Origin of the sequence: Alteromonas salexigens (assembly GCF_025628895.1) — a bacterium.
Lineage (GTDB): Bacteria > Pseudomonadota > Gammaproteobacteria > Enterobacterales > Alteromonadaceae > Alteromonas > Alteromonas salexigens.
In genome coordinates, this window is sequence record NZ_JAOTJC010000012.1 from 98,539 (window position 1) to 112,284 (window position 13,746).

Consider the following 13,746-nt stretch of genomic DNA (forward strand, 5'->3'; position numbering starts at 1 on the left):
CGCTACCTGTCACACGACCTCGCACAAAAGAAAGGCTGCCTTAGGCAGCCTTTTTTGTGACTTTCGGGATGAGCGGTACGCTAGTGCAGAATGCGTGTTTTTATGGTGCCGTCGATATGTTGAATTTCCGCCAACGCTTCATAAGCGCGGTCGGCCTCAACGTCTACCACTACGTAACCAATCTCTGAATTAGTCTGCAGGTACTGAGCTTCAATATTAATGCCTTTTTCGGCAAAACTGCGGTTAATTTGTGTCAGCACGCCCGGGCGGTTGTGGTGAATGTGTAATAAGCGAGACCGGCCGGTATTTTCAGGCAGCGATACTTCCGGGAAGTTAACGGCTGACAGGGTAGAGCCATTGTCGCTGTATTTTGCCAGCTTACCGGCGACTTCAATGCCTATGTTTTGCTGCGCTTCCTGTGTACTGCCACCTACATGGGGGGTAAGGATCACATTGTCGAAGCGGCGCAGGGGCGACTCAAATTCTTCATCATTCGACTTCGGCTCTACCGGAAACACGTCAATCGCGGCACCGTTCAGATGCCCGCTCTCTAGTGCTGCTTCCAGAGCGGCAATGTCCACCACCGTGCCTCTTGATGCATTGATAAGGATGCTACCTGGCTTCATGGCGGCTAACTCTTTAGCCCCAATCATATCCTGAGTTTGCGGAGTTTCGGGTACGTGCAGTGACACTACGTCGGAGGTATTCAGTAACGTGGTGAGATCTTTGACCTGGGTGGAGTTACCCAAGACCAGCTTGTCTTCAATATCAAAAAACTGAACCCGCATGCCCAGGTGTTCAGCAAGAATACTCAGCTGCGTGCCAATGTGCCCGTAACCCACTATACCCAGCGTCTTGCCCCGCGCCTCATACGATCCTACTGCACTCTTTTCCCATTCTCCGCGGTGCGCTTTGGCATTTTTGGCCGGGATTCCGCGTAATAGCAGGATCAGCTGGCCAAGGACCAGTTCTGCCACAGAGCGCGTGTTGGAAAAGGGTGCGTTAAATACCGGAATACCACGAATTTGCGTGGCCGCCAGATCCACCTGATTGGTGCCGATGCAGAAGCAGCCGATGGCGACCAGTTTCTGCGCCGCCTCTACCACTGCCTCGGTAATTTGGGTGCGTGAACGCAAGCCAATGAAGTGCGCATCTTTGACCTTCTCGATTAGCTCAGCTTCGGGCAAAGACGTCTTCAGGTATTCTATATTGGTGTAACCATTATTCTTGAGGGTTTCCAGGGCGCTATGGTGTACACCTTCTAATAGCAGAATGCGGATCTTATCTTTGGGGAGTGAAACTTTACTCATGTATGCGCTTCTCAACTGACAGTGAACTAAATGTGATGTTACGGGGTGCCCATGTCTGGTTGGCGTTATTGTGCTAAAGACATCTGGACGTCTAAATGGCAAAGTAACAGAAAAGCCCGACAGTGAAAAGCGCTATTTTAGGTGCGAGGCAAAGTGTCAGCGCATCGCACCCGGGGCTTGGTTAATAGCTGTCTACACCGTCGTCTGTGGCAACCAGAACAGTGTCTGCACCACGCATGGCGAAAATGCCATTGGTGACCACGCCGGTGATATTGTTGATAGCCTTTTCAAGCGCGACAGGATCGCTGATGGTCAGGTTGTGTACGTCCAGAATAACATTACCGTTGTCGGTCACTACACCTTGCCGGTACTCAGGATCGCCACCCAGTTTTACTAATTCACGGGCAACATAAGAGCGGGCCATAGGAATCACTTCAACGGGCAACGGAAACCTACCCAGCACCGGCACACGTTTGCTGTCATCAACAATGCACACAAACTTTTTAGCCACTGCAGCGACAATTTTCTCCCGGGTAAGGGCAGCGCCGCCGCCTTTTATCATGTGTTTATGTTCGGTGACCTCGTCCGCGCCATCCACATACACAGAAACACTGTCAACGTGGTTCAGGTCCAATACTTCTATTCCCAGCGCCTCGAGTTTTTTGGTCGATGCATCCGAGCTGGAGACTGCACCGGCCAACTGATGCTTGATGGGCTCCAGTGCCTCGATAAAGTAGTTAACTGTCGAGCCCGTGCCCACACCAATGATAGTATCCTGCTCAATATAGTTAACAGCAGCCTGCGCCACGTTACGTTTTTTCGCGTTTTGGTCCATGATCCCTCCCTATGTCATTGCCCTGAGTGTAACGCAAAATGTTTGGTACGTGGGAAAAAACCACTGGATCGAAGAGTGCTGAGGTTTGCCTGCTAAACATGTGTATTAGTGGTGCAATCAGCGACAGCGCAGCACCTGCTGTGGGGTCACGATCATATCCAGCGGCACGTCCCATGCCATAACTGGCAAGCTGTCGGCACGCTGGCACTCATGTGCCACACCAATCAGTAACGGAGGCCTGGGTAATCCCGCGAGGTTGGCAAGGGTCCGGTCGTAAAAGCCCCCCCCCATACCAAGACGGTTCCCTTTGTCGTCGAAGCCCACTAAGGGCATTAACAGGGCCTGATGCTCCTGGGGCAAACGAATGGCCTGACAGTCCAGCGCGGGCTCAGAAATGCCAAAGCGGTTCTGCACCATTGGTGTAGTGGCGTGATAATCGAGAAACAATAACTGGTTGCCACTCACCGGGTGAAGCACCGGCAAAGAGGTGCACACGTTTTGCTCATGCAGATGAGCGAGATAGGGAGCCAGGCTTATTTCCCCGTCGTTGGCCAGATAGCCTGCCACCCGTCTGACACCCCGCAATTCAGGCAGTGTGGTGAGTGTTTCAGCCAGCAAACGGGCGGCTTGATGTTGCTCTTCATCAGTGAGGTCGCGTCTGGCTTTACGCAGAGTCTGGCGCCATTCGGTACGCGTTAGCATGATAGTGCAATCTCTCTTTGAATTACGGTATAGCCAAAGAGTACACAGTGCCCTATTCCACAGCAAGTCATGCGCTGAGCTAAACGTTGAATTTAACCCGCAAAAAAGGGGCCTCGGGCCCCTTTCAACAAACGCGGTGCGCGCTTAATTTGCGTAGGTTTCGACGAACAGTTGTTCGAGGGCGGCGTGGTCCACTTTGGTCGCCACTTTGATGGTATTCGCTTCCGTCCACAAAGGGCTGGCGGTGGTGCCGGCCGGCGCCACGATAGTTTGCCCACGATTCAGGTGGTCAGTCGCCACCCGCACGTTTCCTTCGGTCAACTCGAACAATTCGGGGTGACGAAGGTGCGCAATGGGAAAGGCGTCATGGAAGAAACAGACCCGGTCTTCCCGGTTCTGAGAGTAAAAGTCCATGTAAAATTGCGCTGTTTGCTGCACGAAACCGCCCAGTTTAGGATTTTTCTCTGCAAGCACGTCCACAAAAGTAGGCGCAAAGGGAACGGCATTGGTGACATCCAGACCAAACATTGTCAGATCCCAGTCTGCGGCAAAAACAATTTCTGCAGCATGGGCATCATTCCAGATGTTGGCTTCAGCCACCGGGGTCACGTTGCCGCGCACAAAGGCGGCTCCACCCATAATGCTGACACCTTTAACCAGTTTAGGAAGTTCTGGCTCCAGGCGCAGAGCCAACGCCAGGTTACCTAGCGGCCCAATGGCGACCAAGGTAATTTCACCGGGATATTTACGGGCCATGTCCACAATGAACTGGGCCGAACTGCGGGGATCCAGTTCGCGGGCCGAAGGTGTGGGGTTAACACCGCCAAATCCGTCGTCACCGTGAACAAAATGCGCATAGCTGGACTCAGGTCCTACCCAGGGCATGCCAACGCCTTTGGTGACAGGGATGTCCTGATCAGCCATTTCACACAGGGTCAGCGCATTCTGGGCGGCCATATCGACCGGCACATTGCCAAATACGGTAGTTAGGCCCAGTACCTCAATGTCAGGTGACTGGAAAGCGAAAAAAATCGCCATGGCGTCATCGATACCCGGGTCGGTATCCAGAATAATTTTATGGGTCATAATACTCTCAAACGGAAAAGTTAACTGCTGTGCTCAGCCAGGAAGCGATCCACTTCCTGTTGGGATGGGATCGACTGGGCTGCACCTTCGCGGGTCACCGCAATAGCGGACGCGGCACAGCCGCGGGTCAGCGCCTGGCGCGCATCGGTCTTGTTACTATAGGCCGAAAGGAAATAACCGATGAAGGTATCACCCGCCGCGGTGGTGTCACTGGCTTCTACACGAAAGGCATCGACTTGGATGGTTTCTTGGTCGCGCAACATAATTACGCCCGCTTTACCCAGGGTGATGATGACTTCTGCGTGCTGCCAGTGTTCCCGAAATGCCTGTAAGATGCTATCCAGCTCGCTCTCGCCAGTGATTGCTGCCGCCTCAGTTTCATTCACTATAAGCAAGTCAACACAGTCAAGCGGTAACTCTTTGACAGAGTCGCTCATTGGCGCAGGGTTAAATGCAACTTTAAGCTGTTTTTCTTTAGCCTGTGACAACACCTCAGCGATGCTGCTGGTTTCATTCTGGGTTAATACCCAGTCAGAGGGGGTAGTATCATCCAGCCCACGTCGCACGCTGTCTGCGGTGAGTGTTTGATTGGCTCCGCCAAACAGTACAATGGCGTTCTCGCCACTGGGAGTCACCTGAATGATGGCATGCCCGGAGGGGGTGTCGTGACATTTTACGCCACGGCAATCCACGCCTTTCTTAATTAAGAACTGCTTAAAGGCCGCGTCACCTTCGTGAATGCTGCCTACATGGCGGACTTCCGCGCCAGCTAGAGCCAGAGCTATAGACTGATTCGCGCCTTTGCCACCAAGTAATTGCTGATATTGGGTAGAGGCTAGCGTTTCACCAGGTTTCACAAAGTGATCAACATGGTAAACGTGGTCGATGTTAATCGAACCGAAATTTATTATCGCCATTTCTTCTTCCGTCGAAAGAGGGCGCCTTCCAGGATACCGCTGTCTATTGTTCGCCCTTGAACCGAAAAGTTCAAGGCGGAAGAATCGCCACAACCGTAGGCTTCTCGATACTACGCCGAGCTTGCGCAATAGTTGTGATCTCAACTTCCTAAAGGTAAAGCATCGGCCAGGGACATGAATAAACTGGCAAATACCCCAGAAGGCATTGTTATTGTGTAACGCAACAGGGTATATCAAACGCGCTAGCGGGTGAAGTAGATCAACCCGGGATATTCCCCTTCACAGCGCTCATCTTTTCTGAAGAAGGACTGCTGTTGCTCCATATTTGACCGTGTGGTCAGCTTCAGTATCGCCGTCTACGCTGTTGATTACAAGCATAGCAGCTGTGTTGCCTTCCGTAGCGCGGCGCATGGTAAAACAAGCATGACGCCGTGCCAACCCCTGTTGTTGCAAATGAGTAATCTCTGCGCAATACGCAAGCCAATAGGCTTTCAAAGGGGAGTTTGATACTATGCAGACAAACAACCAGAGGAAGAATGGCGTGGAAAAATACCTCGATTACGACAGCATAACTAACCGACTTTCCCAGCATGGCATCAGCGCCGATGCTGCTGAGATGCATGGCATATTGTGTGGCATGATGGCAGGTGGCATGTCTATTACTGATCAGAAATGGTTAGAGGCACTGAGTGACACCACCAATGGTGGCGAACCCTTCAACGCGGCCACCGAGCAACTGTTAACGGGCTTATTCAACCAGACCGGACAACAGCTACTGGAAGCGGAATTCGCACTGCAAATTGTATTGCCGGATGATAAAGCCCCCATCAACGACCGGGGCATGGCCCTGATTAACTGGGTGCAGGGGTTCATGCTGGGCTTTGGCTTATACCAGCAGGATATGACTCGTTGTTCCGAAGATGTGCGTGAAGCGTTGCAGGATTTTGCTGATATCGCCCGTATGGAAGAGCCCATGAGCGACGACGAAGAATCTGAACGGGCGCTGGACGAAGTGATCGAATACGTCAAAATTTCAGCGCTGTTGTGCTACAGCGAACTGGGTCAGTCGCTACTGGAAGATCAGCCCGGTAAGCCGTCAGTACACTAATTCAGGGACCCGTATGATAAGTCAGCAGGAATTTACCACCCGACAAGACCGGTTACTGGCCCAGTGTCAGCCCTACAGTATTTGTCTCATCCACGCCGCCTCGCTGGTTACCCGTAGCCGGGACACCGAATATGTGTTCAGACAGAACAGTGATTTCTGGTATCTCACCGGCTTCAATGAGCCAGATGGCTGGCTGGTGTTGTCAAACCACCCCCGTTACCCGTCCAATTTCCGCGCGATGGCCTGTCAGGCGAAAGATCCCCAAGCCGAGGTGTGGCATGGCAGACGGTTTGGGGCGGAGAATGCGCTGGAGCATTTTGGTCTGGATGAGGCCTGTGAACTGGAACAGTTACCCGAAGCCCTGCACGAGTGGATGTCGGGTCACAAGCATGTGTATTTCGCGTTAGGGGATAACGAAAAGGCTGACCAGGTCGTTACTGAAATGCTGGCCATGTTGCGCAGTACCCCGAAAGAGAACACGGCGCCGCAGTCGCTGGAAGATATTCGCCCCATCCTGCACGAAATGCGGCTGTTTAAGTCGGCTTGTGAAGTCGCCGTTATGCGCGCGGCGGCGCAGATCAGTGCGTCGGCACACAAACGTGCTATGCAGCTTGCCCACCCGGGGTGTTACGAATACCAGCTGGAAGCGGAACTTCATCATGAATTCGCCATGGCGGGGGCCCGCTCACCCGCTTACGGCACCATTGTTGGCAGCGGCAATAATGCCTGCATTCTGCATTACACAGAAAACAGTGACAAAGTGGCAGACGGCGATCTGATCCTTATCGACGCCGGAGCCGAATTTCAGGGGTACGCGGCAGACATTACCCGAACGTTTCCGGCGAACGGCACCTTTACGGATGCGCAAAAAGAGGTTTATGCGCTGGTACTGAAAGCTCAGGAAGCCGTACTGGCAATGATAGGACCGGGTGTGACACTGAACGAAGCCATGCAGCTTAGCGCAGAAATTATTACCGACGGGTTAATTACCCTGGGCGTGCTCACCGGGTCCGTGGCCGACAATCTGGACAAGCAGAGCTGGCGTCAGTATTACCTGCATGGTTTAGGTCACTATATTGGCTTAGACGTTCACGATGTTGGCGATTACAAGATTCAGGGGGAGGACCGGCCTTTGAAACCAGGTATGGTGATTACCGTTGAACCGGGGATTTACCTGCCCGAGGATGCGGATATTCCTCAGCAATACCGGGGCATGGGCGTGCGCATTGAAGATGACGTCGTGATTACCGCAACAGGCGCAGACATATTAACCGGCGATGTGCCCAAGCAAATTGAAGACATTGAAGCGCTGATGAGGAAGTAACCACCCGTGAAGCATGTGGACATAGTGATTGTTGGAGGCGGTGTCGTGGGTTATTCGCTGGCGGCCGGGCTGCTGGCAGACACCGCTTTGCAAGTGATGGTTGTCGATGCTCACGACCCCGCTGCAGCGTCAGGAGGGCTCGACAACCGGGTGATTGCACTGGCTAAGCGTACCGTGGATGAGTTTACCCGTATTGGTGTGAACTGGCGTAACGCGGCGCGGTATCCCATAAGACATATTCAGGTGACCGACAAAGGTGCAGCGGGTTTGTGTGAGCTTACTGCCAGCGACTACCAGCTGGATGCCTTCGGGCAAGTCGTGTCCCTGGCTGCCCTGGGCGAGGTTTTGCAACAACATTGCGACCAGCCGCGGTGTCAGCAACTGACACCTGAAACGGTGGCTTCGCTGACACAGCGCGCAGACGGCGTCACACTGACATTGGGTGATGGCAGCACGTTGGATACTTCGTTACTGGTGCTGGCTGACGGGGGGCGTTCCGGGCTGGCCGAGTCAGTGGGTATTGGACGTGAACAAGATGATTATACTCAGGTGGCCATTACCTTCAATGTGCAGACCAGCGAGCCGCACAACCACCGGGCTTATGAGCGATTCACCGAGCATGGTCCATTGGCTTTCTTACCATATGATGCTGACTTCTCGGATAAATCCCGGCAGGGGCATGGATTTTCTGTGGTGTGGACCGTATCTCAGTCCCGTGCTGAAACACTGCTGGGGGAGGGCGATGTACGCTTTTTAGCAGAGTTACAAAAGGCATTTGGTTATCGGCAAGGTGTTATCAGTGATGTCAGCACACGTCTCAGTTACCCCCTTAGTCTGAGTACCGCTGATGCGCTGACTGCCCATCGCGTGGTGTTGCTGGGAAACAGTGCGCAAACACTGCACCCCATTGCCGGGCAGGGGTTCAACCTCGGACTGAGGGATGTGGCCACGCTGCTGCACGTTATTAACGGGGCTGAAGATCCCGGCGCCCATACGGTGTTGCAAACGTACCGGCAATCTCGCGAACGGGACCGTCAGGCTACGATTACCCTTACGGATACGCTGGTACGTACGTTTTCGAACCGGCACTTTCCATTGTTAGCCGCGCGTAACGTCGGGTTGATGGCATTAAATTTATGGCCGCTGGCGCAAACAGAATTTGTAAAGCTAACGACCGGGTATGGCACGGCGACGCCCCCCTTAACGAATACAGGAAACAGGTGATGATGCAAAACGTGGATGTGCTTATTGTGGGTGGCGGTATGGTGGGGCTGTCACTCGCAGCTGCCCTGCAACACTCCTCATTATCAGTGGCCCTTGTTAGCAATACGGATATTGAGCAGCCGCTGCCGGCCTCAGCCACTACCCGGGTGAGTGCAATTAATAAACGCAATGCCGACACTTTACAGCGCCTGGGTGCCTGGCAGCACGTGGCGTCAGACCGGGTGTGTGCATACACGCAAATGGCAGTATGGGACAAGGACAGCTTCGGACGCATTGCATTTGATGCAGCGGCGACGCAAACCTCAGAGCTGGGTCATATTGTCGAAAACCAGGCATTGGTTAATGCGCTGGCCAAACAGGTATCTGCACAGCCGCAAACCACTGTTATCCGCGGCAATATAGAACGGGTATTGCACGGCGACAACCAAACGATGGTGATGCTGGATAATCAGGATGCCATTGGCTGTAAACTGCTGGTGGGCGCCGATGGCGCAACCTCGCTGGTGCGCCGGCACGCCGCTTTCCCACTGACCTTTAAAGATTACGAACACACCGCCATAGTAGCCAACCTGCGTACTGAGCTACCGCATCAAGGCGTAGCCAGACAGGTATTTACTCCCACCGGCCCACTGGCATTACTGCCCATGGCTGACGAACATCTTGTCTCGGTGGTGTGGTCACAGGATAAGCCAGATGCCGCCAAGCTGCTTGGGATGGATGAAGAGGCGTTCAGTCACGCACTGGCGTCTACTGCACATAGCGTGTTAGGCCCCATGCAGTTAGCGAGTGAGCGTTATCACTTCCCGCTGGTGATGCGTTATGCCCGGCAATGGGCTAAAGACGGCATGCTGATCCTCGGTGACGCAGCCCACACGATCCATCCGCTGGCAGGCCAGGGCGCAAATCTTGGTATGCAGGACGCTTTCACCCTGGCGGAGCATTTGGTGGCGTTGACGGAGTCGCACAAATCTATCGCCTCGTTGCGCTATCTGCGGCCGTGGGAGCGGGCGAGAAAAACCGAAGCGACCAAAATGATTGCGGCCATGGAAGGATTTAAGCAATTGTTTGAAGGCAATGATCCACTGAAAAAGTTAGTTCGCGGGGTGGGGCTGGCGGCCACCGACGCACTGCCGGCAGTAAAAAACCGGTGGGTAGCCCAGGCGATGGGACTGTAGCGACCCTTGCGCATCTTTGCGCTGCTCTGCGCTAACAGCACCCCTCGCGCATCTTCCCGCTGACCTGCGCTAACAGCGCCCACAGAGATTTATAACAGCCGCGGGGCTGGGCCTGCCGGTGTACACTCTAAGCACAGATTTGTTTACCCTCCTTGTTGCAAGCCGCCCGCTATTGCACCAAGATTGGATTATTCCAATGCAGGGACTGACTCATGAATAAACGCGATTTTCTCAAATTTTCCGGCCTGGGTATGGCAGCAGTGGCCACACCCTTTGCGCTGCAGGCTCAGGACAAAGATTTTCCTACTTCCTCACGGCTGGCGGATATAACCGGCGCTGTCGAGCCAATTTCCGCCGATGAACGCGCCGCCCGTGTCAGTAAGGCTCAGGCATTGATGAAAGAGCATGACATCAACGCGCTGGTGATAGAGCCTGGTGCAGCGATGGACTACTTTTCCGGGATCCAGTGGTGGCGCAGTGAACGTCTGACGGCCCTGATAATTCCGCAACAGGGAAATGTGGCGGTGGTGACGCCCTTTTTCGAGAAGCCTAGCGTGGAAGAGTCATTGCAAATCGACGGTGACATTCATGTATGGCAGGAACACGAAAGCCCCTACGAACTGGTTGTCAATGTGCTTAACAACCATGGCATCAAACAGGGCGCTGTGGGCTTTGAAAGTACCGTACGTTATTTTGTGCTGCACGGCATTATGCAGGCGGGCAGTAAGTTGGAACACGTGTCTGCCGATCCAGTAACCCTGGGTTGCCGCATGATGAAAACGCCTCACGAACTGACGTTGATGCATAAAGCGAATGAGGTCACGCTGCGGGCTTACGAGCACGTGTATGCAGAGCTTAAAGAGGGCATGACCCAGGCTGACGTTAAAGCCTTAATGCATGATGCGCAGCAGCGTCTGGGTGGCAGCAATACCTGGTGTCTGGCCTTGTTTAACGAAGCCAGTGCTTACCCGCATGGCACCCGTCAGCAACAAACGATCAAACCGGGGTCGGTGGTGCTGTTAGACAGCGGTTGCAGTGTGCACGGTTATCAGTCGGATATCAGCCGCACCTTTGTATTTGGCAAACCAAACGACAAGCAGCGGGAAATTTGGAACCTGGTGAGAAAAGGTCAGGACATTGCGTTTAATGCCGCGACGCTGGGTGCCAGTGCAGGCAGTGTCGATGATGCAGTACGCAAACACTACCGCCAGCAAGGATTCGGACCGGACTACCAGCTGCCGGGCCTGTCTCACCGAACCGGACACGGTATTGGTATGGAAGGGCACGAAAGCGTGAATTTTGTACGGGGTGAAACCACCAAGTTACAACCCGGTATGTGCTTTTCCAATGAGCCCGGTATTTATATTCCCGGTGAGTTCGGGGTCCGCCTCGAAGACTGTCTGTATATGGGGGAAAAGGGGCCGCACTGGTTCACTGAGCCGCCTGCCAGTCTGGAGAAACCCATAGGAAAGCTGGTACCACTGGCGGTGAGCTAGCCGGCAATGCCCTGTGGCACGGGCGCGTTAGGCGTTCGCTTTCAGCCGCGACACGATGAACGTCGATAATGTTTTGCTTATCACCGGGTGTTGGGTGTCCTGATTAAACAGGCATATATTGACCTTGCCCAGCCCCGGCAGGTGGGCGTGTCGCAGTGGCGTCAGGTTGGCGGGCAAGCTGGTACGAGCCAGTGCCGTGACCCCCAGCCCCTGTTGAATGGCCGCCACCAGCCCAGATAAGTCGGCATTGGTATAGGTGATTTTCCAGGCCCGGGTTTGTTGTTTCAGTTGTTCAATCACCCGGCTGCGATACATGCAGCCGTCCGGAGCCAGCACCAGCGAAATGGTATCAACAGCCAGCGGCTGGACCGGGTCACCTACCCACACAATCTCATCCTGTAAAACCACCTCACCCTCAATGGTTTCCGCCGGGTTCACCAGCGCCAGAATCAAATCGAAATGTTCCCGCTGTGCAGGGTGTAGCAAATCCCGGCTAAGGGCTGAAGTAACCTCCAGCGAAACGTCGGGGTAACGTTTCGAAAACTCGCCAATAAGGCCGGGTAACAGGGTCGAGGCAAATTCACTGGGGATCCCCAGTCGCAACCGCCCGCTAAGGGGCGCCGGGGTCAGACTGCGAAAGATGGCATCGTTCATTTCCAGCATTTCTTTCGCTTTCGGATACAGCCAGTTACCGTCGGTACTCGGCAGGTGGCGTTGTCCCACCTTGGTAAACAGTTTGCGGTCTAACTGGGCTTCCAGTTTTTTAATTTGCAGGCTAATTGCCGGTTGCGAGCGCCCCAGCCATTCGCCGGCCTTGGCGTAACCGCCTTGCTCTATCACGCTGACAAATGTGCGCAGATTATCCAGCGACAGCTGTTTCATTTGATTTGCATTTCTGATGTTCAGTGGTGAATACATTATAAATACAAATGTATGGATAAGAAATTCCAATTTGTTGATCGGCAGGACTCTTTCTATACTCTGCAACGTTTTTATCACAATTAAGAGTGAGTCGAATGACCAGTACGACTGCCCTACACGCCAAGCACCTGGAAGCCGGTGCAAAAATGGTGGATTTTTTTGGCTGGGATATGCCAATTAACTACGGTTCTCAAATAGAAGAACATCACGCCGTTCGCCAGGACGCCGGCATGTTCGATGTGTCGCACATGACCATCGTTGATGTGACCGGCCCGCAAGCGAAAGCCTACCTGCAGTATTTGCTTGCCAATGATGTCGCAAAACTGAAAGACAAGGGTAAAGCCCTGTACAGCGGCATGCTGAATGAAGAAGGCGGCGTGGTAGACGACCTGATTGTTTATCACTTCGATGATACCAACTACCGGCTGGTGGTGAATTCCGCTACGCGGGAAAAAGACATGAACTGGCTGAATGGCTGTGCGGAAGGCTTTGAGGTCAGTATTACTGAACGCTCAGAGTTTGCCATGATTGCAGTGCAGGGGCCTAACGCGAAAGAAAAAGCGGCCACCTTGTTCAGCGCAGCACAAAAAGAAGCGGTTGCCGGTATGAAGCCGTTTTTCGGTGTGCAGGCGGAAGATCTGTTTATCGCCACTACCGGTTACACCGGTGAAGCCGGCTACGAAATTATGGTGCCGGTAGCACAGGCAGCCTCGTTCTGGCAGGGCCTGTTAGATGCGGGCGTTAAACCCTGTGGTCTGGGCGCCCGTGATACTTTGCGTCTGGAAGCAGGCATGAACCTGTACGGCCAGGATATGGATGAAACTGTATCGCCGCTGGCGGCCAATATGGGCTGGACCATTACCTGGGAACCTGCCGATCGTAACTTTGTGGGCCGTAAAGCCCTTGAAGCACAGCGTGAAGCAGGCACCGACAAACTCATTGGGCTGGTTATGACTGACAAGGGCGTGCTGCGTCACGGTCAAAAAGTCCGTACCGAAAATGGTGAAGGGGTGATCACCTCAGGCACCTTCTCGCCAACACTGGGGCACGCCATTGCGATGGCCCGTGTACCAGCTGGCGTAGGCGACACCGTGGAAGTGGAAATGCGCAAGAAGTGGGTTACAGTAAAAGTGGTTAAGCCCAGCTTCGTCCGTAACGGTAAAAGTGTATTGTAAATTCAAAAGATAAAAAGCAGGAACAATTATGAGCAATATTCCAAAAGACTTACGCTATGCAGCTTCTCACGAATGGGTTCGCCCGGAAGGTGACGGTGTATTCACGGTAGGTATTTCTGAGCATGCCCAGGATTTGTTGGGTGACATGGTATTTGTTGAGTTGCCGGATGTTGGCGACGAGGTAAGCACAGGTGACGACGTAGCCGTGGCAGAGTCAGTAAAAGCTGCTTCTGACGTCTATACGCCGCTTACAGGTGAAGTGATTGCCGTAAATGAAGATCTGGAAGACTCACCTGAACTGGTGAACTCCGACCCATACGGTGATGGCTGGATGTTCAAAATTAAGGCAGAAGATGCGGCAGAGTTTGAGAATCTGCTGGATGCCGAAGCTTACGAAAGCACGTTGGACGAGGACTAATCGCCGACGCGACAAGTCCAGCACAATGAATAAAAAAGGGGCGGCTGGGTTGCCC

General features: G+C 53.6%; 13 protein-coding genes and 1 other RNA gene. 7 read left to right on the forward strand and 7 right to left on the reverse strand.

The features are described 5' to 3' along the window. Positions 1–80: 80 nt before the first annotated feature. The 6 genes from serA to ssrS all read right to left on the reverse strand — a co-directional run bounded on the left by serA (position 81) and on the right by ssrS (position 5,055). Complete coding sequence (gene serA, locus OCL06_RS13280) at positions 81–1,310, reverse strand: phosphoglycerate dehydrogenase (RefSeq protein WP_262995343.1); 1,230 nt, start codon at positions 1,308–1,310, stop codon at positions 81–83. A 181-nt stretch (positions 1,311–1,491) separates the two neighbouring features. Beyond that, entirely contained in the window at positions 1,492–2,145 is a 654-nt protein-coding gene (gene rpiA, locus OCL06_RS13285; RefSeq protein ID WP_262995345.1) for a ribose-5-phosphate isomerase RpiA, read from the reverse strand. Between the two features lie 117 nt (positions 2,146–2,262). Beyond that, positions 2,263–2,847: a 5-formyltetrahydrofolate cyclo-ligase gene (locus OCL06_RS13290; RefSeq protein WP_262995347.1), complete on the reverse strand. Its 585-nt coding sequence runs from the start codon at positions 2,845–2,847 to the stop codon at positions 2,263–2,265. A 144-nt stretch (positions 2,848–2,991) separates the two neighbouring features. Next, positions 2,992–3,933 carry a nucleoside hydrolase gene (locus tag OCL06_RS13295; RefSeq protein ID WP_262995349.1) on the reverse strand — a complete coding sequence of 314 codons (942 nt, stop codon included), beginning with the start codon at positions 3,931–3,933 and terminating at the stop codon, positions 2,992–2,994. Positions 3,934–3,953: 20 nt separating this feature from the next. Next, complete coding sequence (locus tag OCL06_RS13300) at positions 3,954–4,850, reverse strand: ribokinase (protein WP_262995352.1); 897 nt, start codon at positions 4,848–4,850, stop codon at positions 3,954–3,956. A gap of 21 nt (positions 4,851–4,871) precedes the next feature. After that, a non-coding RNA gene (ssrS, locus tag OCL06_RS13305) (6S RNA) lies at positions 4,872–5,055 on the reverse strand. 306 nt (positions 5,056–5,361) lie between these two features. Here ssrS and OCL06_RS13310 point away from each other — a divergent pair. From OCL06_RS13310 to OCL06_RS13330, 5 genes are all read left to right on the forward strand, one after another. Next, positions 5,362–5,958 (forward strand): UPF0149 family protein, encoded by a 597-nt coding sequence (locus tag OCL06_RS13310; protein ID WP_262995354.1) that lies wholly within the window; start codon positions 5,362–5,364, stop codon positions 5,956–5,958. 13 nt (positions 5,959–5,971) lie between these two features. Continuing rightward, on the forward strand, positions 5,972–7,282 hold the full coding sequence (pepP, locus tag OCL06_RS13315) for a Xaa-Pro aminopeptidase (protein ID WP_262995356.1): 1,311 nt from the start codon (positions 5,972–5,974) through the stop codon (positions 7,280–7,282). A 6-nt stretch (positions 7,283–7,288) separates the two neighbouring features. Next, complete coding sequence (ubiH, locus tag OCL06_RS13320) at positions 7,289–8,506, forward strand: 2-octaprenyl-6-methoxyphenyl hydroxylase (RefSeq protein ID WP_262995358.1); 1,218 nt, start codon at positions 7,289–7,291, stop codon at positions 8,504–8,506. Continuing rightward, on the forward strand, positions 8,506–9,681 hold the full coding sequence (locus OCL06_RS13325; protein WP_262995360.1) for an FAD-dependent monooxygenase: 1,176 nt from the start codon (positions 8,506–8,508) through the stop codon (positions 9,679–9,681). Before ubiH ends, OCL06_RS13325 begins: the two co-directional genes overlap by 1 nt. A gap of 212 nt (positions 9,682–9,893) precedes the next feature. Continuing rightward, positions 9,894–11,177 (forward strand): M24 family metallopeptidase, encoded by a 1,284-nt coding sequence (locus tag OCL06_RS13330; protein ID WP_262995362.1) that lies wholly within the window; start codon positions 9,894–9,896, stop codon positions 11,175–11,177. Positions 11,178–11,204: 27 nt separating this feature from the next. Here OCL06_RS13330 and OCL06_RS13335 read toward each other — a convergent pair whose 3' ends face one another. Next, positions 11,205–12,059: a LysR family transcriptional regulator gene (locus OCL06_RS13335; RefSeq protein ID WP_262995364.1), complete on the reverse strand. Its 855-nt coding sequence runs from the start codon at positions 12,057–12,059 to the stop codon at positions 11,205–11,207. Between the two features lie 134 nt (positions 12,060–12,193). On the opposite strand from OCL06_RS13335, the gene gcvT reads away from it, so the two are divergent. Continuing rightward, a complete protein-coding gene (gcvT, locus tag OCL06_RS13340) occupies positions 12,194–13,273 on the forward strand; it encodes a glycine cleavage system aminomethyltransferase GcvT (RefSeq protein WP_262995366.1) in 1,080 nt (359 codons plus the stop codon). A gap of 28 nt (positions 13,274–13,301) precedes the next feature. Then, complete coding sequence (gene gcvH / locus OCL06_RS13345; protein ID WP_262995390.1) at positions 13,302–13,691, forward strand: glycine cleavage system protein GcvH; 390 nt, start codon at positions 13,302–13,304, stop codon at positions 13,689–13,691. The last annotated feature ends 55 nt before the right edge of the window (positions 13,692–13,746 follow it).

Excerpts from the sequence above, each read along its gene's own strand:
- serA (WP_262995343.1), bottom strand. The coding sequence starts at position 1,310 with ATGAGTAAAGTTTCACTCCCCAAAGATAAGATCCGCATTCTGCTATTA.
- rpiA (WP_262995345.1), bottom strand. The coding sequence starts at position 2,145 with ATGGACCAAAACGCGAAAAAACGTAACGTGGCGCAGGCTGCTGTTAAC.
- OCL06_RS13290 (WP_262995347.1), bottom strand. The coding sequence starts at position 2,847 with ATGCTAACGCGTACCGAATGGCGCCAGACTCTGCGTAAAGCCAGACGC.
- OCL06_RS13295 (WP_262995349.1), bottom strand. The coding sequence starts at position 3,933 with ATGACCCATAAAATTATTCTGGATACCGACCCGGGTATCGATGACGCC.
- OCL06_RS13300 (WP_262995352.1), bottom strand. The coding sequence starts at position 4,850 with ATGGCGATAATAAATTTCGGTTCGATTAACATCGACCACGTTTACCAT.
- OCL06_RS13310 (WP_262995354.1), top strand. The coding sequence starts at position 5,362 with ATGCAGACAAACAACCAGAGGAAGAATGGCGTGGAAAAATACCTCGAT.
- pepP (WP_262995356.1), top strand. The coding sequence starts at position 5,972 with ATGATAAGTCAGCAGGAATTTACCACCCGACAAGACCGGTTACTGGCC.
- OCL06_RS13325 (WP_262995360.1), top strand. The coding sequence starts at position 8,506 with ATGATGCAAAACGTGGATGTGCTTATTGTGGGTGGCGGTATGGTGGGG.
- OCL06_RS13330 (WP_262995362.1), top strand. The coding sequence starts at position 9,894 with ATGAATAAACGCGATTTTCTCAAATTTTCCGGCCTGGGTATGGCAGCA.
- OCL06_RS13335 (WP_262995364.1), bottom strand. The coding sequence starts at position 12,059 with ATGAAACAGCTGTCGCTGGATAATCTGCGCACATTTGTCAGCGTGATA.
- gcvT (WP_262995366.1), top strand. The coding sequence starts at position 12,194 with ATGACCAGTACGACTGCCCTACACGCCAAGCACCTGGAAGCCGGTGCA.
- gcvH (WP_262995390.1), top strand. The coding sequence starts at position 13,302 with ATGAGCAATATTCCAAAAGACTTACGCTATGCAGCTTCTCACGAATGG.